Origin of the sequence: Herbaspirillum sp. C9C3 (genome assembly GCF_013359625.1) — a bacterium.
In the GTDB taxonomy this organism is placed as follows: Bacteria; Pseudomonadota; Gammaproteobacteria; order Burkholderiales; family Burkholderiaceae_D; genus Herbaspirillum.
In genome coordinates this window covers 305,937-331,504 of record NZ_JABFMQ010000003.1, presented here as the reverse complement: position 1 = coordinate 331,504, position 25,568 = coordinate 305,937, and the positions used below count along the sequence as shown (strand labels likewise).

The 25,568-nt window shown below is 60.6% G+C and carries 19 protein-coding genes; 10 read left to right on the top strand and 9 right to left on the bottom strand.

Annotated elements, in window-relative coordinates; genetic code table 11:
* Positions 1-132: 132 nt before the first annotated feature.
* From HNO82_RS22200 to HNO82_RS05405, 7 genes are all read right to left on the bottom strand, one after another.
* Entirely contained in the window at positions 133-825 is a 693-nt protein-coding gene (locus tag HNO82_RS22200; protein WP_249776938.1) for a hypothetical protein, read from the bottom strand.
* An 80-nt stretch (positions 826-905) separates the two neighbouring features.
* Positions 906-1,601, bottom strand: a complete 696-nt coding sequence (locus HNO82_RS05430) for a hypothetical protein (RefSeq protein WP_175342993.1) — start codon at positions 1,599-1,601, stop codon at positions 906-908.
* Positions 1,598-2,686 carry a glycoside hydrolase family 19 protein gene (locus HNO82_RS05425; protein WP_175342992.1) on the bottom strand — a complete coding sequence of 363 codons (1,089 nt, stop codon included), beginning with the start codon at positions 2,684-2,686 and terminating at the stop codon, positions 1,598-1,600. The genes HNO82_RS05430 and HNO82_RS05425 overlap by 4 nt, the downstream gene beginning before the upstream one ends.
* Positions 2,676-2,957 (bottom strand): hypothetical protein, encoded by a 282-nt coding sequence (locus HNO82_RS05420; protein ID WP_249776937.1) that lies wholly within the window; start codon positions 2,955-2,957, stop codon positions 2,676-2,678. Before HNO82_RS05420 ends, HNO82_RS05425 begins: the two co-directional genes overlap by 11 nt.
* A gap of 29 nt (positions 2,958-2,986) precedes the next feature.
* Positions 2,987-4,099, bottom strand: coding sequence for a hypothetical protein (locus HNO82_RS05415; protein WP_175342991.1), 1,113 nt, complete (start codon positions 4,097-4,099; stop codon positions 2,987-2,989).
* A complete protein-coding gene (locus HNO82_RS05410; protein WP_175342990.1) occupies positions 4,099-6,615 on the bottom strand; it encodes a phospholipase D-like domain-containing protein in 2,517 nt (838 codons plus the stop codon). Before HNO82_RS05410 ends, HNO82_RS05415 begins: the two co-directional genes overlap by 1 nt.
* A gap of 3 nt (positions 6,616-6,618) precedes the next feature.
* Positions 6,619-9,804 carry a type VI secretion system Vgr family protein gene (locus tag HNO82_RS05405; protein ID WP_175342989.1) on the bottom strand — a complete coding sequence of 1,062 codons (3,186 nt, stop codon included), beginning with the start codon at positions 9,802-9,804 and terminating at the stop codon, positions 6,619-6,621.
* Between the two features lie 362 nt (positions 9,805-10,166).
* On the opposite strand from HNO82_RS05405, the gene putA reads away from it, so the two are divergent.
* The 6 genes from putA (at position 10,167) to HNO82_RS05375 (ending at position 19,821) form a co-directional block, all read left to right on the top strand.
* Positions 10,167-13,865 carry a trifunctional transcriptional regulator/proline dehydrogenase/L-glutamate gamma-semialdehyde dehydrogenase gene (gene putA / locus HNO82_RS05400; protein ID WP_175342988.1) on the top strand — a complete coding sequence of 1,233 codons (3,699 nt, stop codon included), beginning with the start codon at positions 10,167-10,169 and terminating at the stop codon, positions 13,863-13,865.
* A 199-nt stretch (positions 13,866-14,064) separates the two neighbouring features.
* Positions 14,065-14,601, top strand: coding sequence for an ATP-dependent protease subunit HslV (hslV, locus tag HNO82_RS05395; protein ID WP_008334281.1), 537 nt, complete (start codon positions 14,065-14,067; stop codon positions 14,599-14,601).
* Positions 14,602-14,665: 64 nt separating this feature from the next.
* Positions 14,666-16,009, top strand: a complete 1,344-nt coding sequence (hslU, locus tag HNO82_RS05390) for an ATP-dependent protease ATPase subunit HslU (protein WP_175342987.1) — start codon at positions 14,666-14,668, stop codon at positions 16,007-16,009.
* Between the two features lie 23 nt (positions 16,010-16,032).
* Positions 16,033-16,236, top strand: coding sequence for a hypothetical protein (locus tag HNO82_RS05385; RefSeq protein WP_008334294.1), 204 nt, complete (start codon positions 16,033-16,035; stop codon positions 16,234-16,236).
* Between the two features lie 294 nt (positions 16,237-16,530).
* Positions 16,531-17,706, top strand: a complete 1,176-nt coding sequence (locus tag HNO82_RS05380) for a porin (RefSeq protein WP_008334296.1) — start codon at positions 16,531-16,533, stop codon at positions 17,704-17,706.
* 579 nt (positions 17,707-18,285) lie between these two features.
* Entirely contained in the window at positions 18,286-19,821 is a 1,536-nt protein-coding gene (locus HNO82_RS05375; protein WP_175342986.1) for a tetratricopeptide repeat protein, read from the top strand.
* A 50-nt stretch (positions 19,822-19,871) separates the two neighbouring features.
* Here HNO82_RS05375 and gspG read toward each other — a convergent pair whose 3' ends face one another.
* Complete coding sequence (gene gspG, locus HNO82_RS05370; RefSeq protein WP_008334298.1) at positions 19,872-20,327, bottom strand: type II secretion system major pseudopilin GspG; 456 nt, start codon at positions 20,325-20,327, stop codon at positions 19,872-19,874.
* Between the two features lie 100 nt (positions 20,328-20,427).
* The gene (gene cyaY / locus HNO82_RS05365; RefSeq protein ID WP_175342985.1) at positions 20,428-20,760 is read right to left on the bottom strand and encodes an iron donor protein CyaY; all 333 of its coding nucleotides are present in this window, start codon (positions 20,758-20,760) and stop codon (positions 20,428-20,430) included.
* A 49-nt stretch (positions 20,761-20,809) separates the two neighbouring features.
* Here cyaY and lptM point away from each other — a divergent pair, with 49 nt between their 5' ends.
* The 4 genes from lptM to HNO82_RS05345 all read left to right on the top strand — a co-directional run bounded on the left by lptM (position 20,810) and on the right by HNO82_RS05345 (position 25,384).
* Positions 20,810-21,031, top strand: coding sequence for an LPS translocon maturation chaperone LptM (lptM, locus tag HNO82_RS05360; RefSeq protein ID WP_034351583.1), 222 nt, complete (start codon positions 20,810-20,812; stop codon positions 21,029-21,031).
* 126 nt (positions 21,032-21,157) lie between these two features.
* Positions 21,158-22,450 (top strand): diaminopimelate decarboxylase, encoded by a 1,293-nt coding sequence (lysA, locus tag HNO82_RS05355; protein WP_175342984.1) that lies wholly within the window; start codon positions 21,158-21,160, stop codon positions 22,448-22,450.
* Positions 22,451-22,766: 316 nt separating this feature from the next.
* A complete protein-coding gene (locus tag HNO82_RS05350; protein WP_175342983.1) occupies positions 22,767-23,669 on the top strand; it encodes a phage tail protein in 903 nt (300 codons plus the stop codon).
* 257 nt (positions 23,670-23,926) lie between these two features.
* The gene (locus tag HNO82_RS05345; RefSeq protein WP_008334310.1) at positions 23,927-25,384 is read left to right on the top strand and encodes a high affinity choline transporter 1; all 1,458 of its coding nucleotides are present in this window, start codon (positions 23,927-23,929) and stop codon (positions 25,382-25,384) included.
* The last annotated feature ends 184 nt before the right edge of the window (positions 25,385-25,568 follow it).

The window sequence follows — 25,568 nt, the reverse complement described above, 5'->3', positions numbered from 1 at the left end:
TGGTTTCAGTGCGTGGTGAAGAAATGGGTAAATGATATAAATCATTTGCAGTGAAATCCCATGAAAAAGCGCAGCTCTCGGGCTGCGCTTTTTTTGCTTGAAGGCTGAGTGCATCGCCTGCATGAATCTTTATTACGGAGACCAGGGTAATCGCCAGTGACCAAACTTAATGCTCTTCAATGCGCGCATGAAGTCTCGATAATGCAGTTCGTTCGGCGCTCGGGGATTACGGTCTCGGGCAAGACAGGTGGCGAACTCCAGGCTGTTTTTTTGATTGCCGATCAAGGCGATGAAACATCGTTGTGGCCGTTTAGGTGTCGCATCGCCCATCTCTTTGCGCGTCGGCTCCGTGCGCCGCGTCCAGAGATAGCCGGTCCAGTCCTTGCCGCGAAGCTTCTCGCGTTTGATCTCATCTGGCCGGGTGGCCCAGAGAAAATCCACACCGTACTCGTTGAGCTGTATCGCATCATCTTCCTGATTCAGGTGGCCAGTGGGCGCAGGGACGGCGATCCAGTCCGAGATGCCTGAAGCGAGATAGTCCTGCGTCGATTGTCCCGAGAGAAAACCATCCGTGAAGGCCAATAACCCAGGTCCCGGAAAGTCCTGCGGATAATGGCCTATCTGCAGTACCTTGGCGCCAGGGTAGCGGGGAAGGTCCGCACAGGTGATGAACGCAGCACTGCGAGGGAGCTGCATATCGAGAAGACATTTGCGTCGGACATCACTTTGGTCGTCATGTGCGAAGGCTTCGCGGGTTCCTGCCATACTGGTGGTTGCCAGCGTGGCTGTGACCAAGACCGAGCAATAGAGCAGATGTATGTTCAACGATATTCTCCTGAATGGTAGATGGATCTTCCCGAGCGGACGGCGCAAGTAAGGCGTCGGTCCGTTGAGGAAAAGAAAATTTAATCCGTATTGAACCTGATGCTGTGAATCATCTTGAGGAAATCCTCAAAGTCAAATTCACTGGGGTATGTTTTCTTACCATTTCTGGGTAAGCAGATCGGAGAGAAGTGCAAGATTCTGGAACTATTGCCGATAATGGCGATGAAACATGCTTCTGAAATATCTGAAGCCATGCAGAGGTTGCCAAGATCAGCGTGTTTCAGTCTTGACTCCCTTACCCACAAATAACCAGACCAGTTGTCTCCAGCGATTTTGCGCATTTGACCAGCGGCATTCGGCTTGGTGCATACCTCCCGCATACTGGATTGAGTGAGCGCCGGATCTCGATGCGGCCGATGAGGTTCGGCGCTGTCATGGTCATTGGGAGTCAATTGACCTGCCGCTCCCTTGGCGAAATAGTCGTCCAGAGATATTTTCCGAATGATCCCTTCGATAGTCCTGTCAAAGTCATTATGTTCGAACTGCCTGAGAAGGTATCCGATGGAGAGCGTCGTATATTCGTTCTCATGAAGATGAGCGCCGCAATCGACCGACTCCACAGTCGCGGGTATCAGCATCTTGAGGCCGCAGTTTCTCTCTGATACCACTTCGATAGCGCGCATGCTGTTCAAGGAGTCTCCTGTACTACCCCAAGTGTTTTCTGCAACAAGAAGAAATGAAAGAGAAAGCATCAGCATTTTGTTGTTGATGGTCATACCTCTTCCCTTTGAAGTTTCCCGTGCATTTTCATCGGATATTTTTCATCACCGAGAAACTGCCGGAGATAGTCAAGATATGCACCTCTAGAATCTATATGAGTCGTTCCACCGTTGACCGCACGAGTTACCTCTGCCAATTGTCCGTTTTGGATTTCTCGATCTGCATAGCGGTTGATGTTCATCTTCAGATTGCCCTTCGCTATCCAATATTTGAATGCAGAGTCAAGTGCGTTATACATTTCTCTCCCGATCAGGTCTGCCCCGGCATCATTAGTAAAGTCACGTCCTCGATATCGACTGTACTCGACATAGTTGGACCGTCCGGTGAGTTGAATTAACCCGCGACCCTTGAATCTGTCTCCGTCTCCACGTTCCACATTCCCTAGCTGAAGAGCTTTCTTTTTAACTTGCGGAGGTCGTATCCGTTGGTATTCTTCCCTTGAGTATTTTGATCCATCAGGCTTATAGGCATATCGCAACTGCCAGGCGACGCTACGCTCATTGTCGTGATCCTCTGCGCATTCCTGTGGCGTAATTTCTTCATACATCGTCCTGAAATATCGAGAGTCACCCCGTTCAAAGATTGAACTGAACGTATCGGTCTCCACCAGTGCTTGACTAAGGAAATGGGCAGATCGAGAGGGTGATGTGCCGAAAAGGTATTTCCTGAAAAGGGCGGGCAAACTCAAGTAAAGCTTCGCTGGAAATTTAAGTTTCCCGTCCTTGGTGGTGCCGTCTCGTACTTTGTCCAGTACGCTTCCCCACGCGAAAGTAGTTTCGATATTCCCGAGCTTCACCTTGCGTGGAATCGTTTGAATCAATTCCCTCAAACTCATCCATCGATTTCTCCTAAATTGAACCAGGAACTCCCTCGGATTGAATCGCCACTTCGCCATCAATACTTCTTTCTGATCGATGCAAAGCGCCCTCGCATGCTTTTTGAATTGCTCAAATCCCTCGGCATTCAACCGCGCCGGCACACCATTCTCACTGCGTGTCAGCCATGACCATCGCGCCTCCAGCCTGGCGGCATCGCATGCATGAATCCTTTGATGGTGCCATTGGCAATCGCTAATGGCCAAACTCGATGCTCTTCAATGAGCGCATGAAGTCCCGATAATGCAGTTCGTTCGGGTCCCTGGGATTACGGTCCCGGGCGAGGCAGGTGGCGAACTCCAGGCTGTTTTTCTGATTGCCGATCAGGGCGATGAAACATCGTTGTGGCCGTTTCGGTGCCGCATCGCCCATCTCCTTTCTGGTCGGCCCCGTGCGCCGCGTCCAGAGATAGCCGGTCCAGTCCTTGCCGCGATACTTACCCCGTTCGTGCGGCTTGAACATCACCATGTTGTCCAAGGGAGTATCGAGAGCGTGAAATGCGTACTTCATTTGTCGGAGGAAATCGCGCCCCGATGTTTGACGGAATCCGCGATTTGCCTGGCCAACTTGAAGAACTCCTTCTCGGGGAGCGGCTTGATACCGCGTTTGATGGCCTCCTGGGCGTCACGGATGACATAGAGCATCAGGTCAGGGGTGTCGACCTTGGCATCGGGATTGCCCTGGGTCACGACCAAGTAACCGAAGTCTTCGGTGATCTTGTCGGTTCTGATCATTCGAACCTTTGATTCCACTGCACGCTGGCCAGCGAAGGGGATGTTGTTGTGGCGACGGAATTTCAGGAGGTTTTCGATTGAGTCGTAGTCTTGGTAACGCTGAGTCCAAAAATAATTAGATTTATAGATGGCAGTAAATACCTCTGGCCTCATGTATTTCCCTGGTCTACCAGCAGAGCGATCCTCAAGAAAGATTGTGATGTCCGGATGATCTTTCAAGCGATATGTCGTTCCCGCTAAGCGTGCTTCGTTCTCGACATCCTCCACAAAGAGGAATGGCATACAGACGCCAGATCGCTGCGGTATGGTGAAATTCGCCCGATAACCGATATTGGTGACGATCTTTTTAAGAATTTCTGTTTCTAAACTGATCTGATCTTTATCCACGGATGACATTAAGGTCACCGCATGGTTGTTGACTACGATTGCAACTAGAAAAAACAGATTGGCGCGTATGGCAAACTTTGATCCATCATTGGCGTAAATCGTCTCGAATGGATTGTCCGGATCTTCTGAACGCTGATATTTCCTCGTCAGTACATCCTCTCGCGCGCTCGCGCCGAATTCGTCGGCTTTCTTTAGAAAGCTCGAGATTTCCGAAGGGCTGAGTTGATTGGAAATTTTTATATTTCCACCGTAAGAGAACCAGCTATATCCGGCACGCACTCCGTCCGAAAAGAAAAATCGCGCACTTGAACTGTCTTCAAGGACAGATTTCGTCGGCGTGATCGCGATATCGGCATCACCGGGAATTGATATTTTCATGCGTCCCACGCAATCGGTACGCCAATCCAGCTTTTCAGCCGCGCTTGCGCAAATGGAAGTTGTGATGAGCGTGATTGCTGTAATCGAACGTAGCCGCGTCATTTTATAAATATTTCCCATTATGCTTCCTTGTCGGCGGAGGATCGAGATTCCGTCACCATTGATTGCGCAATCTTCGTTCCGCCAAAATGAGATTTGTCGTTATTGGCGACCAAACTAGTTGGATACGGAAAATTATTTTTTTCGCCTTCCGACCAGTGGATAGGAAGTGCGGTGATAAATCCTTTAATCTTATTCAGTTCGCTTCCCGCTCCTTGCCCATGTCGATGGCGGCTCCAGAATTCATTCTCGAATGGTAAGGATGATGACGGATATCCTTGTGTGGTGGATTCAGATCTAGGCCATCTCTTTTCGCGATCCCAGTTGGGAATGATTGAGCTAGCCTGCTTTTTATATTTTTTCCAGCTGCGCGGAATGTAATCAAACACCGCCTCATAAGACGCAGCATTCTCCTCAGCCTGTTTCTGAATCGCCCGCCAGCTCGCCGGACACGCGGGCTTGGCAATCGCCGACAGCAGCTGATCAGCTGGCTTGGCACCACCGACAGCACCTGGCTTCAATCCGATCCCAAACAACTTGCGCCAGATATCCACGCGTAGCTTGCGCGCAAAATCTCTAACCGGTCGCTGCACACCATCGCCGCACAGATTGGCCGTGCTGTTTTTCTGATCAGCGACCAGCAACGCAATTTCTGAATCACCCTCGCCATTGAGACTGCGATCATTGATGTTGGCGCTGCCGAAGAGGGCATAGCGGTCGTCCACGATTATCAGCTTGGTGTGCACATAGACTTGCTCGGTTACGTAACGCTCACCCAGCTTGGCCCAGTTGCGCAGATTGAGTAGCGTGACGTATTCGAAACAAGCCTCCATCGGAATGTGCTCCAGCTCCTTATGCATGTCCTGGTTGGTGTCGGCAAACATGCGCTTGTAGTTCTTGTCGCCTTGGTCCCTGAGTTGGCGGGCGCGCAAGGCACGGCGGATGCCGTTGAGCAAGCTGTTGGTGCCGAAGGATATCGTCTGCATGGTCCAGTAGATTTGTACGGCCACCGATGCGGTGGTGAAGAAATCACCTTCAGGATGCACCGGCAACGTGATGTAGACGTGGAAGGGCTGCGGCTCAGCATTGAGGATGGCGCGCGTGATGCGTCTGATCAGGGCTTCGCAGATCGGATTCGTGGGTGGCTCGTAGAGTGAAGAGCTCTTGTTGGCATCATTTTGGCGTAATGTCCAGCTTGCGACTTTACTTAGGCCGTGCTTTTGTGCGTTGATGAAATTGGCCGCCGGAGAAAGGTCTTGTCCAGGTTTTTGGCCATCCGCAGACGGCTCGTCATGAACCGGCTTCCCGATCTTGCCCACAAAGAACTGGTTCTCAATGTAGATGAAATGATCGGCCTTCTCGATCAGCTTGCACATCGCTTGCTTGATATGGTCCTCGCAGACTGCGGCGTTTTTTACATCGCGGCGATTCTCTTTCTTGCGCAGGCCCGCAGGGGCGCTGCGTAATACTTGCACCATGGCCGATCCCGCCGCCGCAAACTGTTGTGCTGGAGGGGGCGATGGCAGGCGCGGGCCGCCGCTGGCGTTCCATCGATCGACGAAGTTGCTCAGAATATCCGCTACGCTCGGCCCTTCCATGCGCACATGCATGTCTTGCCAGGGCATACGCGCCTGGCGGGAAGGGTCCAGTGTGAATGGGGCAGAAGAGTCGATCGCAGCGCCATTGGTCATGAGGTCCATCACTTCCGCTTCCTGGTAAGGGGTCTGCCATTTCCCGCGTTTGAGCTTGTCCCAGTCATTCGTCACAAAGACTTCCGGGGGCAGGGTCGGCGGCTTCATTGAAGAGGAGGAAGGCAGACGTGGCATGGCTATGCCAGGACGTGAAGGCCGATGTCTCTGCATCAGGCCGGTCGGTACCACCACCTCGCTAAAGGAGACGGCCAACAGCGGCGGAATGCAGGGATTGTAGCGATTCATGACCTCCCGTCCGTCCTCATCGCACTTGAGTGTGAAACGCTCATCATCGTAGCGGCCGTAGGCCACATCGATACCACCGACATAGGCGTAGCGCCGATCAATGAGGATGGTTTTCTGGTGGTGGCTGAAATACGCCATGTTTGTCAGGTTGAAGCTGGGAGAAGTGATCGCCGAGACGGTGCCTGGTGCCACGCCCGGTTCATCGTTGATCGTCTTGAGCACCCGAATGGTCTGCACATCATAGGTCCGTATCGGCCGCGTATCATCCCAGGGCATGACGTAGATTTTCATGCCCTTCTTGCGGGCCGCCTGCAGCAGCACGTCATAGAGCCGTTTGCCCGGGGCCAGCAGCGCGTCCCAGTTGATCTGCCAGCCCGCAATGCAGATCTCGCTGCTGGCGTTCTCCATCTTCTGGATGAGGTCGGCAAAATAGGCTTTGCCCGTCACGAAGGCATGCAGGTCGTTGCCATCCCGCTTGGGCGCATAGACGTGATCGTCGTCGATCCAGAGACCGCTGGTGACGGTGGTCTTGAAGGTCCCATCCGTCCCGGCAATGATGCTGGTGCTTCTGCTGGTTTGATCCAGCTCCATGGTGGCCATGACTTACTCCTCGAGTTGCTTGAGCAGGGGCGTGCCTCGGGCCTTGCCGGTCTCATGCCGGGCCAGGTCCAGGGTGCGGGTATTGAGTCCATGGCCGGCGACCTGGGCGTAGTCGTCGCTATAGCCCATGGCATTGAGCGCGTGCATGTGTTTCTGCATGTCGTTCCACGATGGATCGTGGCGCGCGATGTCGATGTTCTGTACATGGTCCAGATAGACCAGCCAGAGCTGTCCGGGTTGGGCGTTGTAGGCGCTGAGCAGGGCTTGCTGATCGGCCTCGGAGAGGATGATCTTTCCTTGGCCGTCGCTGTGGCCATGCAACAGCTTGTCGGCCGCCGCCAGCGCCTGCTGCCCACTCTCGGCCGCCACGATACGCCAGGGTGTATTCGGCAGTGCCAGGCCATGCGGGCCCGGGATATCCTGGGTCCGCAGATCGAGGTCGAGCTTCTTGATGTCCACCGCCGTCCGTGGGAGGACCGGTAACTGCACAAGATGCTGGATGGGCCCATCCAGCAAGGTCTGCCCCGCATGCACGGTCAACTCCCCCGGACACAACACAGTAATGTTCCCCCCATCAATGACGATGCTGGCCCCACCCGCCGTGGCCAACGTAATCTTGCGTGCCGCCGCCCAGGTCACACCGGCATTGGCACTGACCACCTGCAACTGGTCACGCGCCTGCACGGTCAAGGTCCCCGCCTGCGCCTGCACATCGACATCACGTTGCGCGGCAATCATTTGCAAGCCGATGCCCTTGTCTCCTGCTGACGTGGCCCCGGCCAGCACACCGATGGCCTGTTGCGTGCGTACCCGCAAATGTTGCCCGCTGACGTGCTGGGCATCCTGTCCGTTGATCAGGCTGACGCCGCCACCATTGGCCATCTGCAGATGCTGTCCCGCCACCACGCCCAGCCCTTCCTTCGCGGCGATTTGGATCAGCGGTGTACTGCTGGCAGGCAGGTCCTGCTGCGCAATCTCGGCCTGCCCGGCGATGGCCTGCTTCATCGCATCGAGTCCCTCTGCCATGCCCACCGTGCGATGTGTGCGCACAGCCTCGTCGAAGGTCTTGCGGATGTGTGCGGCCTGTCGTGCCATCGCCCGTTGGCCCGTGTTGTCTCCAGCCGGGTCACGATGCTGGGCGCGATGTTCCACCCGATAACTGGAGAACAAAATGCCGCGTCCCGCACGAATGACCCCATAGGCATCAGTACGCAATTCCACGCCCGTGCCACGGAAGCTGCCGCGATAATTGTCAGCGCTGTGGATCAGGTGCCCCAGGTTCAGTTCGCTGCCGGCCTGCGTGGTCTTGAGCTGGATGCGGCCACGCTGGTTGCTGTCGTCGAAGAGCAGCTGGTTGTATCCCCAGCCGCCAAATTCCTTGGACCGGATGCCCCATTGCGCGGCGGGATTGCGATGCCCGTCGAGATCGGCGCTGGCGCCATGCCAGGTTGGCGAGTGGCCGCCCGCCAGATTGCCCTGGCCGCTGATGGCGGTATCGCCGGCTTGGTGAAAAACCCGGATTTCGGCAGAAACCTTCACTTCTCCACCGGGCGTCGGGGCGACACCTCCCTCCCCACGGCCGTTGTAGAGGGCACCGAGCACAATCGGTCGTTCCAGGTCGTTTTCGAGGAACTGCACCAGCACTTCCTGCCCGATGCGCGGCAGGAACTGCATCCCCATGCCCGGGCCGGCGCAGCGCTGGCCCACGCGCACCCAGCAGGTGGCCGCCGCGTCGTCGTGCCGTCCCTGCCAGTGGAAACGGATGCGCACGCGGCCCAGCCGGTCACAGCAGATTTCATCGGGGCCGTTGGGCTGGGTCTCGCCCCGGTAGCCGACCACGATGGCGCTCTGGCTACCGTGCGACGGCGCATGCGGACGGCGCTCCATGCCCGTGCCATCGGCCAGGACGGGACGCCAGGGAATATCGGCGCGGATCGCTTCGAACACATTGGCGTATCCCATGCGGCGCGCCAGTGCAATCAGGCCCTGATCACATGCCTGCGGCTGGACCATCCCGGTGGCCTTGAGACAGGTTGCGACAGCCTCCTCCAGCAAGACCGGCAAGGGCCCGAACAACTCAGCCAGTGCCGCTTCGGTATCGGCAGGCAGATTGTTGACGCCCACACCGAGCACCGAGAGCACGGCATAGTCGCGTTCCTTTCCGGCCAACGGTCCCTGCATCAAGGTGAAGCGCGATCCGGCCCGCAAGCTGCGTACCGTGCCGCGTCCGCGCCAGAGCTTGTTGCGGGCTTCGGCGGCTTCCATCATCAGGCGCGCGTGGCGGTCTGCGGCGTCGCTGTCGTCGCGGGCGGCCAGGCCTGCACTGTCGTAGCTTTCCAGCCATGGCGCGGCGCGGCCGCCGAAGGCGTGATGGGTGGGGATGCTGGCGGCGATGGCTCGTTTGTTTTGGTCGTCGTAGGACAGCCGCGCATAGCTGGCCGCTTGCAGGCTGCGGCAGGCGGTCAGGGCCTGGATGCCATCCTGTTGCTCCTGCTCCCTGGCGCCATGAAAGCGGATGCCGCCATGGGCCGCGCTGGTCGCATCTTCGGGAAAGGAACCGCGCGCAGTACTGTCGGCAAAGATCACCATGCGATGTCCCTGCGGGCTGGTCGCATGTTCTTCCATGCGCCATGAGAGCCCTTCGCCAGCCAGCAGGCGGCTGATGAAATCGAAATGAGTCTGCCGGTATTGCACGGTATAACTGCGCAGCGGCAAGCGATCCAGGCAGGCCAGCGCATCGGCGGACCAATGCCAGTCGGCGTGTTGCAGGAATTCGCGGAAGACGTCTTCGACCACTTCCAGCAGGCTTTTGTCTTGCCAGACGCGGCTGGTGCTGGCCTGTGTGAGCAACCACGGCCAGGGTGCCAGGCGCAGGCGATAACGGCAGAAACCGCCATCGCCGCCCAGCCGGGCGACTTCATGGATCAGCCCGGTACAACGATGGACACCGCCATCGGCCAGGCGCATCTCCAGCGTGGCGCGGCAACCCAGCAGGGACTTCGCTGGCGCGTCTGCATCCAGGCTCAGGACGATCAGCTCGGTGGCACCCACCGCATGCAGGGCATCGACGGTCACATGGGCCTCGACCAGGAAACGGTCCTCGGTTTGACCGGCAATGTCCAGGCGGTACAAGCGCGTTGCCGCAGAAAAGCGCAGCAGACGGGACAACAACTGTCGGGTGGTATCCATGAGCAAGCCCGGAGCAATGATGGGCCGTCATTCTTGTTCGACGCGTTCGGCTTGCCAGAAAAACACCGAAAATCCTCGGCAAAGCTCGAAATGAACCGAAGAATGCCTCGAATTATTTGTGATTCCCGCTGACCAGGCCCTTGCTTGCACCGGTTCGGGCCGATTCGCAGCGCTTGCCACCGCCGCAAGCCGCGACAGCTCTGCACAAGACGCCGATGCTGCCGAATTGTGGAAAATTTAAGTTCGTATAATTTCAATATGCCAAATTAAATATTGGGTAAGAGGTTCAAATACAGAATTAATATTGGCATCAAGCACATAGAATCCGGTTGCCCATTTCCATCCCATTTCGACTCCAGACCATGACCACCGTCGCCTCCGCCGCCCCTGCGGCCTCCGCTTCCAGCCTGCCCTTTGGCTCTTTCCAGGCCGAGTTGCTGCCGGCCCCCAGCCCGCTGCGTGCGGCCATCACCGCCGCCTATCGTCGCGACGAGCGCGAGGCCGTGCAATGGCTGCTGCAGCAGGTGCAGGGCCAGCACCCCTGGAAGGATGCCACCCAGCAACTGGCCAGGAAGCTGGTGCAGCAGGTGCGCGAGAAGCGCACCCGGTCCTCCGGCGTCGATGCGCTGATGCACGAGTTCTCGCTGTCCTCGGAAGAGGGGGTGGCGCTGATGTGCCTGGCCGAGGCACTCTTGCGCATCCCCGACCGCCAGACCGCCGACCGTCTCATCGCCGACAAGATCAGCAAGGGCGACTGGCGCAAGCATCTGGGCGAGTCGCCCTCACTGTTCGTCAATGCCGCCACCTGGGGTCTGCTCATTACCGGCAAGCTGGTCTCCACCAGCAGCGAAAGCGGCCTCACGCAAGCCATCACGCGCCTCATCGGCAAGGGCGGCGAACCGCTCATCCGCAAGGGCGTGGACCTGGCCATGCGTATGCTGGGCAATCAGTTCGTGACCGGCCAGACCATCGACGAGGCACTGGAAAACAGCCGCGACAACGAAAAGCGCGGCTATCGCTATTCCTACGACATGCTGGGCGAAGCGGCACTGACCATGCACGATGCCGATGCCTACTACCAGTCCTACGAGAGCGCCATCCACGCCATCGGCCGCGCTTCCAATGGTCGCGGCATCAAGGACGGCCCGGGCATCTCGGTCAAGCTGTCGGCCCTGCATCCGCGCTACTCGCGCGCCCAGCATGCGCGCGTGATGGGTGAACTGCTGCCGCGCCTGAAGCAGTTGCTGCTGCTGGCCAAGCAATACAACATTGGCCTGAACATCGATGCCGAAGAAGCCGACCGCCTCGAACTGTCGCTGGACATGATGGAAGTGCTGGTGGCCGATCCCGACCTGGCCGGTTTCGAGGGCCTGGGCTTCGTGGTGCAGGGCTACCAGAAGCGCTGCCCCTTCGTCATCGACTATCTGGTCGATCTGGCCCGCCGCAACGGTCGTCGCCTGATGATCCGCCTGGTCAAGGGCGCTTATTGGGATAGCGAAATCAAGCGCGCCCAGGTCGATGGCCTGGAAGGCTATCCGGTCTACACCCGCAAGCTGCATACTGACCTGTCCTACCTGACCTGCGCGCAGAAGCTGCTGGCCGCCACCGACGTCATCTATCCGCAATTCGCCACGCACAATGCGCATACGCTGGCGGCGATCTATCACTGGGCCAGGCAGCACCAGATCGACAACTACGAATTCCAGTGCCTGCACGGCATGGGCGAGACCCTGTACGACCAGGTGGTCGGTGCCGACAACCTGGGCAAGGCCTGCCGCATTTATGCGCCGGTGGGGTCGCACCAGACCCTGCTGGCCTACCTGGTGCGCCGCCTGCTGGAAAACGGCGCCAACTCCTCTTTCGTCAACCAGATCGTCGACGAGGCCGTGCCGCTGGATCGTCTGGTGGCGGATCCCATCGAGACCGTGCGCGCCCAGGGCGGCGTGCCGCATCCGGCCATTGCCCTGCCGCAGCAGCTGTATGGCCAGGAGCGCAAGAATTCAGCAGGCATCGATCTCTCCAACGAATCACGCCTGCAGCAACTGGGCCAGTTGTTCGTCTCCATGGCCCAGCGCCAGTGGCAGGCCGCGCCGCTAATCGCCTGCGACATCGTTGCCCAGGCTGCACAGCTCGTACGCAACCCGGCCGACCATCGCGAAGTCGTGGGTCAGGTCAGCGAAGCCACCGTGGCCGATGTCGATACCGCGCTCACCGCAGCGACTGCCTATGCACCGCAATGGCAATCGACCCCGGCCGCCGAGCGCGCCGCCATGCTGGAACGCGCAGCCGACCTGCTGGAAGAAAATATCGCCGAGCTCATGGCCCTGGCCGTGCGTGAAGCCGGCAAGTCGCTGCCCAATGCGATTGCCGAAGTGCGCGAAGCGGTGGATTTCCTGCGCTACTACGCCATCGCCTCGCGCCATGACGGCAACGTGCTGGCCTGGGGACCGGTGGTGTGCATCAGTCCGTGGAATTTCCCGCTGGCGATCTTCATCGGTGAAGTCAGTGCCGCCCTGGCTGCCGGCAATGTGGTGCTGGCCAAGCCGGCCGAGCAGACCGCGCTGATCGCCCATCGCGCCGTGCAACTGCTGCATGAGGCGGGTGTCCCGCGCGCCGCCCTGCAATTGCTGCCGGGCCGTGGTGAGACCGTGGGCGCCGCGCTGACCTCGGATGCGCGCGTCAAGGGCGTGATCTTCACCGGCTCCACTGAAGTGGCACAGCTCATCAATCGCACCCTGGCCCAGCGCAAGCATGATGATGGCGATGGCAGCGGCGAACACGGCGAGGTCCCGCTCATTGCCGAGACCGGCGGCCAGAATGCCCTGATCGTGGATTCCTCGGCCCTGGCCGAGCAGGTGGTGCAGGACGTGCTGTCCTCGGCCTTCGACAGCGCCGGCCAGCGTTGCTCGGCCCTGCGCATCCTGTGCCTGCAGGAAGACATCGCCGACCGCACTCTGGAAATGTTGAAGGGGGCCATGGCCGAACTGCGCGTGGGCCGCCCGGACCGTCTCTCCACCGACATCGGCCCGGTCATCGATGCCGAGGCCCGGCAGAACCTGCTGGCCCACATCGAGCGCATGCGCAAGAGTGCGCGTGCCGTCCACCAGCTGCCGCTGGGCGAGGATTGCCAGCACGGTACTTTCGTGCCCCCGACCGTCATCGAGATCGACGACCTGGGACAACTGCAGCGCGAAGTCTTCGGCCCGGTGCTGCACGTGCTGCGCTATCGCCGCGATGCCCTGCCGCAGCTCATCGACGCCATCAACGCCACCGGCTATGGCCTGACCCTGGGCGTGCATTCGCGCATCGACGAGACCATCGATTTCGTGGCCCGGCACGCCCACGTGGGCAACATCTACGTCAATCGCAACATCGTCGGCGCGGTGGTGGGCGTGCAGCCCTTCGGCGGCGAAGGCAAGTCCGGTACCGGTCCCAAGGCCGGTGGTCCGCTCTACCTCAAGCGCCTGCAACGCCATGCGCAACTGCACGAAGAGCTGACCCGCGCACAACCCGCAGAAGTGCCCAACACTCTGCTGGACAGTCTGCTGGACTGGGCCCGCACGCACGGCCATGAACGCCTGGCCGCCAGCGGCCAGCGCTATCACCGCGACAGCCTGCTGCAGCGCAGCCTCCTGCTGCCCGGGCCGACCGGCGAGCGCAATACCCTGGCCTTCGCCCCGCGCGGCCTGGTGCTGTGCGTGGCCGCCAGTGTCGGTACGCTGTTGAATCAGCTGGCCGCAGCCTTTGCCACCGGCAATACGGTGGTGGTCGACGAGGCCACGGCAGCGCTGCTGCCGGCTGGCTTGCCGGCCCCGGTGCGTGCGGCCATCCGCCGCGCCAGCCAGCTCGATGCCGAGCCGCTGCAGGCGGCCCTGGTGGACAGCCATCAGGCTGCCCCCTGGCGGGTACGCCTGGCCGCCCGTGAGGGTGCGCTGGTGCCGCTGATCCTGTGCAGCGAAGACGGCGCCATCCCCCTGTGGCGCCTGCTGGCCGAGCGCGCTCTGTGCGTCAACACCACGGCCGCGGGCGGCAATGCCAGCCTGATGACCATTTCGGTGTAATCGCTCCCGCTGCCTGAGACGGGCGCCCCGGCCTTGTGGCCCGGGCGCCCGTTTTCCTTGCGGGCGTACAATATCGGCCTCGACGGCGGCCCTTCCGATCTCATGACTTGCAATCCGGCGGGCCAGCCCCATCTCGACAGGAATGCGGAATCGGTACGTCCCTCCGCGGCTCCCAGGCACATATTGAACAGAGGCAAGCATGGAACAATTTCACGGCACCACCATCCTTTCCGTCCGTCGCGGCAATCAGGTCGCGCTCGGTGGCGACGGCCAGGTGACGCTTGGCAACATCGTCATGAAGGGCAGTGCGCGCAAGGTGCGCAAGCTCTATCACGGCAAAGTCCTGGTCGGTTTCGCCGGCGGCACGGCCGACGCTTTCACCCTGCTCGATCTGTTCGAAGCCAAGCTGGAAAAGCACCAGGGCAACCTGATGCGTGCCTCGGTCGAACTGGCCAAGGACTGGCGCACCGACCGCATGCTGCGTCGCCTGGAAGCCATGCTCCTGTGTGCCGACAAGGAAACCACCCTGGTCATCACCGGCAATGGCGACGTGCTCGAACCCAATGACGGCATCGGCGCCATCGGCTCCGGTGGCAGCTATGCGCAATCGGCGGCCAAGGCCCTGTACGACAACACCGACCTGGCGCCGGCCGAGATCGTCAAGAAATCCCTGACCATCGCCGGTGAGCTGTGCATCTACACCAACCTGAACCACATCATCGAGACGCTGGAATAAGCCGCGCAGCGCGCATTTCCTGCCTATTTCTCCGATGAATCGTCACAGCGAAAAGATCACCACCATGAATATGACTCCCAAGGAAATCGTCTCCGAACTCGACAAGCACGTCGTCGGCCAGGCCCGCGCCAAGCGCGCGGTGGCTATCGCCCTGCGCAACCGCTGGCGCCGCCAGCAGATCGAGGAGCCGCTGCGCCACGAGATCACGCCCAAGAACATCCTCATGATCGGCCCGACCGGCGTGGGCAAGACCGAGATTGCACGTCGCCTGGCCAAGCTGGCCGATGCGCCTTTCATCAAGATCGAAGCCACCAAGTTCACCGAAGTCGGCTATGTGGGCCGTGACGTGGACACCATCATCCGCGACCTGGTTGACATCGGTATCAAGCAGACCCGCGAGCTGGAAACGCGCAAGGTGCGCACCCGCGCTGAAGATGCGGCCGAAGATCGCATCCTCGATGTGCTGCTGCCGCCGGCCCGCGATTTCGGTTTTACGCCCGATGGCAATGCCAGCCCGGAGAAGGACGACAAGAACACCACCCGCCAGACCTTCCGCAAGCGTCTGCGCGAAGGGGCGCTGGATGATCGCGAGATCGAGCTGGAACTCAATGACGCTGCACCGTCGATGGAAATCATGGCGCCCCCGGGCATGGAAGAAATGACCGAGCAGATCAAGTCGATGTTCTCCGGCCTGGGCAACCAGCGCAAGAAGGCGCGCAAGATCAAGATCAAGGAAGCCATGAAGCTGTTGATCGAGGAAGAGGCGGCCAAGCTGGTCAACGAGGAAGAACTCAAGCAGAAGGCCATCGCCAACGTCGAGCAGAACGGCATCGTCTTCCTGGACGAGATCGACAAGATCGCCACCCGCTCGCAGAACGGCAATGCCGACGTCTCCCGCGCCGGTGTGCAGCGTGACCTGCTGCCGCTGGTGGAAGGCACGACCGTCAACACCAAGTACGGCATGATCAAGACCGATCACATCCTCTTCATCGCCTCCGGTGCATTCCACCTGTCCAAGCCCTCCGATCTGATTCCGGAACTGCAGGGCCGCTTCCCGATCCGCGTGGAGCTCGATTCGCTCTCCATCGCCGATTTCGAGCGCATCCTGACCGGCACCGATGCCTGCCTCACCAAACAGTATGAAGCGCTGCTGGCCACCGAAGGCGTGAAGATCGAATTCGCCGACAGTGGCATCCAGCGCCTGGCCGAGATTTCGCACACGGTCAATGAGAAGACCGAGAACATCGGTGCACGTCGTCTCTACACCGTGATGGAAAAGCTGCTGGAAGAGGTTTCCTTCACGGCCGGCGAAGCCGGTGTGGATGGCCTGCTCATCGATGCCGCGTACGTCAACGAGCGTCTGGGTGAGCTGGCCGTGGATGAGGACATGTCGCGCTACGTGCTCTAACGCCAGCAGGCGAGGAGATCGGGATGGCCAACAAGACCCTGGGAACGCGGCAGAAGCTGAGTTTTCGCGTCGAGCCATCGCAGTCCAGGCCACGCAATCCGGTGGCCCTGGCGGCACAGCAGCGTGCCGGTGGGGCCGGTGCACATCGCAAGAACGCCTCGGCACAGCGCCAGCAATTGAAGTCGGATCTGTTGAAAAAGCTGGTCGGTGATCCTGAAAAGGAATGAGGGCGCATCAAGCTCTGCTGGCAAGATGTATCAAAATGTTAGAAATCACGAGAAGCGCCGGTAGAGATACCGGCGCTTTTTCCTTGATGCGAGCCGATCCCGCAGCCGGGTCGCAAGCGCGCCATGGAAATTGACGATAAAAAAATACAACAATTGCCATTTCAATCTTTCGCTCCCGTCTAAAAAATCACTTCTATCGACCAAGGTGCAGTCACGCGCGGCGAGAAGCATTAATGTTTGCCCATCCGACTGCAAGTGCGGATCCTCAAGACTATTTTTAGAGAAGGACGTCACATGAAAAAATCTCTGCTGGCACTCGCCGTTCTGGGCGCGTTCGCAGGCGCAGCCCATGCGCAAAGCTCCGTCACGATCTACGGTATCGTCGATACCGGTGTTGTCTACCAAAGCAAGGTTGCTACCACCTCCGGTGGCACCGGCAGCAAGTTCGGCCTGAATTCGGGCGTCATTCAGGGTTCGCGTATCGGCTTCAAGGGTGTTGAAGATCTGGGCGGCGGTCTGTCGGCCGTGTTCAACCTGGAAGCTGGCTTCTCCAACGATACCGGTGCTCTGGATGACTCCAAGACCAGCAACACCCTGTTCCGTCGCAAGTCGGTCGTGGGTCTGACTGGTGGTTTCGGTAGCGTGCTGGTCGGTCGTCAAACCGACTTCGCTGACACCATCTCCGCTTACACCGCCGTGGCCGACTTCGGCGGCTGGGTCAGCAACTCCGGTTCGGGCCTGGATCGCCTGCAAGGCACCCGTACCAACAACTCCATCAGCTACACCACCTCGAACCTGAACGGCTTCACCGGTAACCTGATGTACGGCTTCGGCGAAACCGCTGGTCAGACCTCCGCTGGTCAAGCCTTCGGCGTTGGCGGCAAGTACGACAACGGTCCTCTGGGTCTGGGCATCACCTACTACCAGTCCAAGGCTGGTTCGACCGCGGCTGACACCTCCCTGCTGAGCAGCACCACCACCACCAGCGTGGCCAGCGAAAGCAACCTGGCTGGCAGCACCGCTCAGAAGGTCTTGAACGTGGCAGCGTCGTATCAGTTCGGCCCGGCACGTGTGTATGGTAACTACTCGCGCGTCAAGCAAGATCTGAACAGCCAGACCAACCTGAGCGCCGCTGGTGTCGGTTCGTTGACCAGCATCGCCAACCGTACCCTGGCCAACTCCAAGAAGGCTGACATCTACGAACTGGGTACCGCTTACTCCCTGAGCCCGTCCCTGAAGCTGCTGGCTGCCGTGGATCACACCCGTGCCGATTTCGACGGCGTGTCGACCAAGGCCAAGCTGACTCAAGTCAGCCTGGGTACCGACTACTGGCTGTCCAAGCGCACCGACCTGTACGCCTTCATGGCTTACACCAAGGCTAGCGACCTGAACAACCCGGGCGTTTCCAACGCCACCGGTACCGATGGCAACCAGGGCGCCGTCGCCGTGGGTATCCGTCACAAGTTCTAATGTGACTTGAACTGCGTCGTCTTCCCGGCGGCGCAGTTTGATCTGCAACAGAGCAAGAGAAGCGCCGCATGAGGTTCATGCGGCGCTTTTTTCATGTGTGCAGGGCGTTTCATTTTGTTAGTTTCTGTAACAGTGTTTTCTCCGCCGCGCACGAATGCACCATTTTCGTGGCGTCCCGATTTTCTTCCTCGCATTCCAAACCAATTTGGTGCGCCTGGCGGCGCGCGGCCACGCTGGAAGGCCGTTTGTGGCACCGCAAAAAGCTCGCTTTAGCATCGTCAAATGCTGACGAAACCCTTACTGGTAGCGGGTCTTGATGTCAGTAAAGAAAGCGTAATAAGCTCTCGTCATTGCGCACTTTTTTGCAGCGCACTGCTCTAATAAGAGCGCTATTTCGATGCGCGTCGAGTTCATCCTCATCCATGACCCGCGCATCGCACCGCCCACTCATGCACTGGCGGGTCGCATTCAAATACTTAGTTTTTGATGCACACCGGACTGACGCAGCCTGCTGCGCCAGCGGGGATGTTTTTGCCTGCAGCTTTTGACTGTCGGGCTTGCTGAGAAAGGAACAAGAACATGGCAACGAGAGAAGAACTGGCCGTCATCAAGGCCGCCCGCGCCGGTGAATCGCGCGCACAGCTGGCCCTGGGCCGGCGCTACCTGAGCGGCGGCAGCGGACTGCCGCGCAGCAAGGGAACGGCCTTCTACTGGCTGCGCCGCGCTGCGCAACAGGGGGTCGATGATGCGTGGATGATCATCGGCCGCAATATCACCTATGAGCAGGTCAAGGAATTGTCCTCGCCCCAGGAAGCGGCCATCTGGTACGAGAAGGCGTTTGAAGCGGGCGTGCCGCAGGCTGGCGTGATCTTCGCGCGCCTGGTGCTGGAGCACACCGCACAGTTCGACAGCAATACCCATGCTCGCGCCATTGCTGCATTGTCCTTGCTGGCCAGCCGCGACGATCACGAGGCTCAATGGCTGCTGGCGCAGCAGATGCAGCGTCACGGGCAGCCCATGGTGCCTGGCCTGGCGGCCTCGGCGGTCGAGGAGAACCTGGTACGCGAAGCCGCCCGTGCGGGCATCGAGCAGGCGCAGTACGCCCTGCTGGACAAGGCCTGGCAGCAGGGCCAGGGTGCGGCCTTCGCGCGCGGTGCCGCGATACTGGTCAAGCGCCTGATGGAGCGCAACAGCGCCGCGCTGGCGCAGCTGGAGAAAGAGAGCGACGGTGCCGGGCTGGTCCGGCTCAACAGCGAGGAGGCTACGCTGCTGCTGCGTTATGGTCAGTGGCAGGCGGGTACGCAGCAACCTGACCTGGGCCAGCTGCTGCGCCTGTTCGAACTGGCGGCGCTGGCCGGCAATGTCGAGGCGCGCCTGGAGTTGGGCCTGTTGTGCGCCAAGATTGACCGTGCCGGCAATCGGGTGTTCATGGAACAAGGCCTGGCCAATTTCAAGAAGGCACTGCACTGGTTGCTGTTGGCCGGGGAGGGCGGTGCGGCTCAGGCATGGCATGCACTGGCGCGTATCTATTCGCGCTCGATCTATTCGCAGCGCAATCTGCAGGTGGCCCAGCAATATCTGGAGAAGGCCGCCGAAGCGGGATTGGTGCAAGCGCAGTGCGAGCTGGCACAGATCTTCTGGCGCAATCGCCGTGATGATCCCCTGCATGACGTCAAGGCCCTGTACTGGTGGCAGCAGGCCGCCAGCCAGGGCGATGCAGCTGCGATGCAAGCCTTGCACGCCTTCACGGTCCAGGAGCAGGGCCCGTCATGGGCGCTGCAGGCACGCCAGCAGCTCAGCGAGCGCCTGCGCAACAGCAATCCCTTCCTCAGTGCCCGCATCGAGCTGGCGGCCATCTTTGGGCTGACCAAGCCGGAAGCGCTGCTCATCGACATCAAGCAGGCTGATTACGGGCACTGTCTGGTGGTCGACATCTGCGCTCATCATGCCCGCAGCAAACGTCGCCTGATCGCGGTGCAGACCGAAGCCCAGCGTGCGGCCATCAACCGCGTGAGCCGTCTGTTCGGCGACGTCGACTGTGGGTTCAGCGGTCCCGAAGGCAATTACCGGCAGCGTCAGTACCGGCTGCGCACGGCCTTCCCGGATGTGGCCTGAACAGGCCCTGAGAAAGACTCCGGGCGGCGCCGGCCGCCCGTGGCACAAGCTCAGTGCAGGCTGATGACCTGCTCGCCATCGGCACCGCCATCCGGGCCAGCTGCGCCGAAAGAATAGAGTTCGTAGCGACTGCCCTCATCATCGGCCCCGTATTGGTAGGAGTTGCCCCAGGGGTCGCGCGGCAGGCGATCGACGTAGCCGCCGATCTGCCAGTTGCCCGGCACGGGCGGCCGCGTGGGCTTGATCACCAGCGCCAGCAGGCCCTGGGCGCCACTGGGGTAGCGACCGTTGTCCTGGCGATAGCGCTCAAGGCCTGCGGCAATGGCCTGCAGGTCTTTTTCGGCTGCCAGGGTTTGGGGGCTGTGGTCATGGTTCAAGCGTGCCACCAGCGGCGGCAGCAGCAGTGCTGCGGCCACGGCCAGCAAGGTCAGCACCAGGATCCAGCGCAGGCGCGCCAGTCCGCGCTGCAGGAACAGGAAGGCAGGATGTCGGAGGGATCGACGCATGAATGCTGCAGGTTGATTGTCTTGGACGGTGCAAGTCGGAAGGGCGCACGGGCAGGCAGCCGCCGCAGCGGCAGGATGCACGGACCGGCGCCGCGCCGGCTCAGGGCTGGATGGTGACGGGTACGCCCGCCTGGCTGCTGACCACTTCCGACAGTGTGGCGTAAAGCTCGCTGCCATCGCGGGTGTTGAGCCAGTGTCGGCCGTCATATTTGTAGTGGAAGCCGCCGGAGCGCGCGGCCAGCCACATTTCCTGCATGGGGGCCTGGCTGTTGATGATGATCTTGGAACCATTGTCCACGCATTCGATTTCCAGCACGTTGCCGCTGCGACTGCATTCCACGTCCAGCTCACTGGCGTCGCAGGCGTCTTCCAGGGCCGTCTCGATGGCGTTGAGGGTGGCGTCAGCCAGGTCCAGGAATTCCGATTCGGTCATGCTACACTCCAAGTCATTCTAAGATTTCGATGTAATCCGTCATTTTATCGTGAAGTCACCCCATTCTCCCTTCCGTTGTGCAGCTTCCCTGGCGCTGTGCGCCGCCGTCCTGATGCTGGCCGGTTGCGGCCAGAAAGGTCCGCTGTACATGCCCAAGGTGCCGCCCGACCCGTTCGTGCGCACCCAGCCGGTCGCTCCGGCCAAGGACAAGGCGGCCGGCCAGGAGGGCGCGGTCTCTGCCGACACCTCCGCCGACACGCCCAAACGATGATGCCGGACTGAAACATCTGGCTGCATCGCGGCCGGTCCCCCAAAAAGCATGAAGGAGGGACCGCGCCGGATTTCCTTGTCGAACCGATTTTTCCGCTGATCTTTGCGCTGACCTTTCTGGAACCCCATGTCCCACTTCTCCTATCGCAACGGCGTGCTGCACGCCGAAGATGTCTCCCTGCAAGCGCTGGCTGAACAGTTCGGCACCCCGCTCTATGTCTATTCCAGGGCAGCGTTGGTGCAGAATTTCTCGGCCTATGCCGATGCCTGCCGCGCGGCAGGCCGCACCGACGGTGCCAAGGGCGGCGCCCTGGTGTGCTACTCGGTCAAGTCCAATTCCAACCTGGCGGTGCTGAACCTGCTGGGCAAGCTGGGTTCGGGCTTCGACATCGTTTCCGGCGGCGAACTGCTGCGCGTGGTGGCCGCCGGCGGCGATGCGCGCAAGGTGATCTTCTCGGGCGTGGGCAAGGGCCGCGACGAAATGAAGCTGGCGCTGGAGCACGACATCCTCTGCTTCAACGTCGAATCCATCCCCGAAGTGGCGCGCCTGAACGAAGTGGCCGGTGCACTGGGCAAGCGTGCGCGCATCTCGCTGCGCGTCAATCCCAACGTGGACGCCAAGACCCATCCCTACATCTCCACCGGCCTGAAGGAAAACAAGTTCGGCGTGGCCTATGAAGATGCGCTGAACTGCTACCGCGCCGCTGCCGCCCTGCCCAACATCGAAGTGGTGGGCATCGACTGCCACATCGGCTCGCAGCTGCTGGACGACTCGCCGCTGCTGGAAGCGCTGGAGAAGATCATCGACATGGTCGACGCGCTGGAAGCCGAGGGCATTCCGATTCACCACCTCGACATCGGCGGCGGCATCGGTATCCGTTACGACGACGAGCAGCCGGTGGCCATCGGTGATTACCTGGCGCGCGTGTTCGCCCGCGTCGATGCCTGGCGTGCCAGCAAGTACCAGGGCCGTCCCATCCAGGTCATGTTCGAGCCGGGTCGCTCGGTGGTCGGCAATGCCGGCCTGTTGCTGACCGAGGTGCAATACCTCAAGCATGGTGAAGAAAAAAACTTCGCCGTGGTCGATGCCGCCATGAACGATCTGATGCGTCCGGCCATGTACGAAGCCTGGCATGGCGTCAAGACAGTGAAGGAAAACGCCGGCCAGCCCCGCATCTACGACGTCGTCGGCCCGGTATGTGAATCCGGCGACTGGCTGGCCCGCTCGCGCGAACTGGCCATCGACCAGGGCGATCTGCTGGCACTGATGTCGGCCGGCGCCTACGGCATGACCATGGCCTCCAACTACAACACCCGCGGCCGGGCGGCCGAGGTGCTGGTCGATGGCGCGCAAGTCCACCTGGTCCGTGCGCGCGAGAATCCGGCAGATCTGTTTGCACTGGAAAAGATCGTCGACTGAGCCAATCTTGTTGTCGGCATGTCAAGCGGCAGTCCTGGAAACGGGGCTGCCGTTTCTTTTTGCACATCGTTTCTTGATAGCCCGGCAAGTCCCGTCCGGCTTGGGATGCAGATATTTTTTGCATAGCCGCATTTTTGTTTTGCCTTTCAGAAATTTCGGCGCAAAATAGCCATCCGTCCAAAAAACAAACGCAGCATCAAAACATGCCTTGGGGTGAAGTTACCCGCTTCTGGAGACCAGGCAAGCAAACACGGACGTGAGGGAGCACACCAGGGCCGCCAGGAGGGTGGCCGGTAGCGCAAACAGGGGAATTCCAATGCAAGTTCTGGAGCGTTCAGGGGAAGATCGCGACCGGCGCGCCGCCAGCGAGGGTGTGTGCGCGCATGCGCCGCATGCCGGTCAAGCGCATGCACCCGCGCGCACGGCCACGGTGCCACAGGTACTGAGCGAGGAGGAACTCGAAGTGCGTGCCTCGCACATCACCGCCGCAGCCGTGGCCGCCGCGGCGGTTACCGCGGCCGTGGCCACCTCGGCCACCAGTGCCAGCCAGCCGATCGAACAAGCCGTCGCGGAGGCGTCGGCGCAGCAAGAGCCAGCACCCATGGCCCGCCGCAGCGCACGCGGGCCGCGCAGCCAGGCGCAGCCGCAGGCATCGATGCGGGGGGCCTTGCTGGTCTCGTTGCTGACCCTGGCCATCATCGGGCTGGCCCTTTGGCTGGGTACGCATTGGCCCCAGCGCGCGCTCAAGCCGGTCATGCAGCCATTGCCACCCCAGTCCAGATCCGCCCCGCCCGAGCCGCTGGCCCCGGTGGTCAGCGCCGATCCGGTGGCCGCCAGCGCCAGCGACGCCCCCGGCCCCGAAGTGATTGCTCAGTTGCAACTGGAAGCCGACGAGCGCGCCCATCAACTGGCCCAGAAGCGTGCCGCGGCTGAATCCCGCCATCGCCGCGAGGATGCCGCCCTGGCCCTGCGCGAGCAGCGTCGTCGCGAGGCCGAGGCGCAACTGGCCAAGGCCCGCGCCAAGGCGGAACGCGCCCAGGCCGTGGCGCCAGCGCCGGACGTGGTCCAGGTGCCGTCCCTGCCGACCCTGGCCGAGCAGGTCAGGCAATGCAGCGCGCTGTCGGTGTTTGCACGGGAACGCTGCCTGTGGAAGCTGTGCGACGGCAGCTGGGGCAAGAACGGCTGCCCCTCCTACGAGCGCAACAACGAAGGCGCCTGAATCCTCCTCTGCTGCGCTGCCGCTCCGGTGGTGCAGCAGGCTTCACTTCCGCTTCAATCCTCCCTGACAACATCTTCAATGCCGGCCGCCTGCGGGCAGGAGCAATTCTTGCTTGCGCAGCAGACCGTCCGTACTGGCTGGCCAGCGCGGCTGTGGCCTGACGGCGACAGATGAAAAGTCTTGCCGCAAGCGGCTTTGCGCGAGGAAGTTGCCGCTATAATGCGCGTTTTTCTTACCCCCCCTGCAAGGAAAAAGGCATGAATGCACTGCTCTGGTTCGTCGTCCTCTATTGGGTCATCTCGGTCGGAATCGGCTTGTATGCCACCCGCTATGTGAAGAGTTCGAAGGACTACGCCGTGGCCGGCCGTTCGCTGCCGATGTCGGTGGTGACCGCGACCGTCTTTGCGACCTGGTTCGGGTCCGAGGCCGTGCTGGGCGTGTCCTCGACCTTCCTTCAGGAGGGCTTGGGCGGTATCGTGGCCGATCCCTTCGGCTCCTCCCTGTGCCTGATCCTGGTTGGCGTTTTCTTCGCCAAGCGGCTCTACCGCATGAATCTGCTGACCATCGGCGACTATTACAAGAAGCGCTTCGGTCGCGCTGCCGAAATGCTGGTCACGATCTGCATCGTCATTTCCTACCTGGGCTGGGTGGCCGCACAGATCAAGGCGCTGGGGCTGGTTTTCAATGTCGTCTCGGGTGGCTACATTCCCATGCACTGGGGCATGATCATCGGTGCCGGTAGCGTGCTGATCTATACCCTGATGGGGGGCATGTGGGCCGTTGCCATCACCGACTTCCTGCAGATGATCATCGTGGTGGTCGGTATGCTCTACATCGGATATGAAGTGTCGGGCATGGTCGGCGGGCCGGGAGTGGTCATCGCCCATGCGGCGGCGGCCGGCAAGTTCAATTTCTGGCCGGCGGCCGAACTGAAGGACGTGCTCTGGTTCTTTGCCGCCTGGATCACCATGATGCTGGGGTCGATCCCGCAGCAGGACGTGTTCCAGCGCGTGATGTCCTCCAAGAACGAGAACGTGGCGCGCAATGCCTCGGTGCTGGGGGGCGTGATCTATTTCTTCTTCGTCTTCATCCCGATCTTCCTGGCCTATTCGGCCACGCTGATCGATCCGGCCATGGTCTCGCGCCTGCTGGAAACTGACTCCCAGCTGGTGCTCCCGACCCTGATCATGGAAAAGATGCCGGTATTCGCCCAGGTGATGTTCTTCGGCGCGCTGCTGTCGGCCATCAAGAGCTGCGCCAGTGCGACACTGCTGGCCCCCTCGGTGACCTTCACCGAGAACGTCCTCAAGGAGATTCGCCCGTGGAAGAACGATCGTGAATTCCTCTTCTCGATGCGCGCCGTGGTGCTGCTCTTTACCGTAGGCGTGACCTCGCTGGCCCTCAACAGCCAGTCCAGCATCTACGAGATGGTCGAGAATGCCTACAAGGTCACTCTGGTCGCCGCCTTCGTGCCGCTGGCGTTCGGCGTGTACTGGCCGCGCGCCACCCGCCAGGGCGCGTTGATGGCCATGGTGCTGGGTCTGGTCTCCTGGATTGCCCTGGAATACCTGGCCCCGGATGGCCTGTGGCCGCCCCAACTGGCCGGTCTGCTGGTCTCCATCGGCGGCATGGTGGTCGGCTCCCTGATGCCCCAGGTGCTGGCCCCGGTTCCGCCCATGGCGGTGGCCCCGGCCGAGGGCAGCATGCAGTCCTGACCCTCTCCTGCCGCACTGAAACGGTCGCCCGGCCTTGCCGCGCGGCCGTTTTGTCTTTTTGCGCCAGCTCATCAGAACTGCTGGGCCAGCTGCTGTCAAAGAAGTTCGTCGCCGAAAGTTCGAATTTATTTGATATATGATTGGCAATAATTCGAGATCAAGCCGGAACTTATTTGCCTTACAT

Bases quoted from the DNA above. Each gene is read 5' to 3' on its own strand.
- putA (WP_175342988.1), top strand. From the start codon at position 10,167: ATGACCACCGTCGCCTCCGCCGCCCCTGCGGCCTCCGCTTCCAGCCTG.
- HNO82_RS05385 (WP_008334294.1), top strand. From the start codon at position 16,033: ATGGCCAACAAGACCCTGGGAACGCGGCAGAAGCTGAGTTTTCGCGTC.
- HNO82_RS05430 (WP_175342993.1), bottom strand. From the start codon at position 1,601: ATGACCATCAACAACAAAATGCTGATGCTTTCTCTTTCATTTCTTCTT.
- HNO82_RS05405 (WP_175342989.1), bottom strand. From the start codon at position 9,804: ATGGATACCACCCGACAGTTGTTGTCCCGTCTGCTGCGCTTTTCTGCG.
- gspG (WP_008334298.1), bottom strand. From the start codon at position 20,327: ATGCGTCGATCCCTCCGACATCCTGCCTTCCTGTTCCTGCAGCGCGGA.
- HNO82_RS05375 (WP_175342986.1), top strand. From the start codon at position 18,286: ATGGCAACGAGAGAAGAACTGGCCGTCATCAAGGCCGCCCGCGCCGGT.
- HNO82_RS05350 (WP_175342983.1), top strand. From the start codon at position 22,767: ATGCAAGTTCTGGAGCGTTCAGGGGAAGATCGCGACCGGCGCGCCGCC.
- HNO82_RS05345 (WP_008334310.1), top strand. From the start codon at position 23,927: ATGAATGCACTGCTCTGGTTCGTCGTCCTCTATTGGGTCATCTCGGTC.
- HNO82_RS05380 (WP_008334296.1), top strand. From the start codon at position 16,531: ATGAAAAAATCTCTGCTGGCACTCGCCGTTCTGGGCGCGTTCGCAGGC.
- HNO82_RS05415 (WP_175342991.1), bottom strand. From the start codon at position 4,099: ATGGGAAATATTTATAAAATGACGCGGCTACGTTCGATTACAGCAATC.
- lysA (WP_175342984.1), top strand. From the start codon at position 21,158: ATGTCCCACTTCTCCTATCGCAACGGCGTGCTGCACGCCGAAGATGTC.
- HNO82_RS05410 (WP_175342990.1), bottom strand. From the start codon at position 6,615: ATGGCCACCATGGAGCTGGATCAAACCAGCAGAAGCACCAGCATCATT.
- hslV (WP_008334281.1), top strand. From the start codon at position 14,065: ATGGAACAATTTCACGGCACCACCATCCTTTCCGTCCGTCGCGGCAAT.
- hslU (WP_175342987.1), top strand. From the start codon at position 14,666: ATGAATATGACTCCCAAGGAAATCGTCTCCGAACTCGACAAGCACGTC.
- cyaY (WP_175342985.1), bottom strand. From the start codon at position 20,760: ATGACCGAATCGGAATTCCTGGACCTGGCTGACGCCACCCTCAACGCC.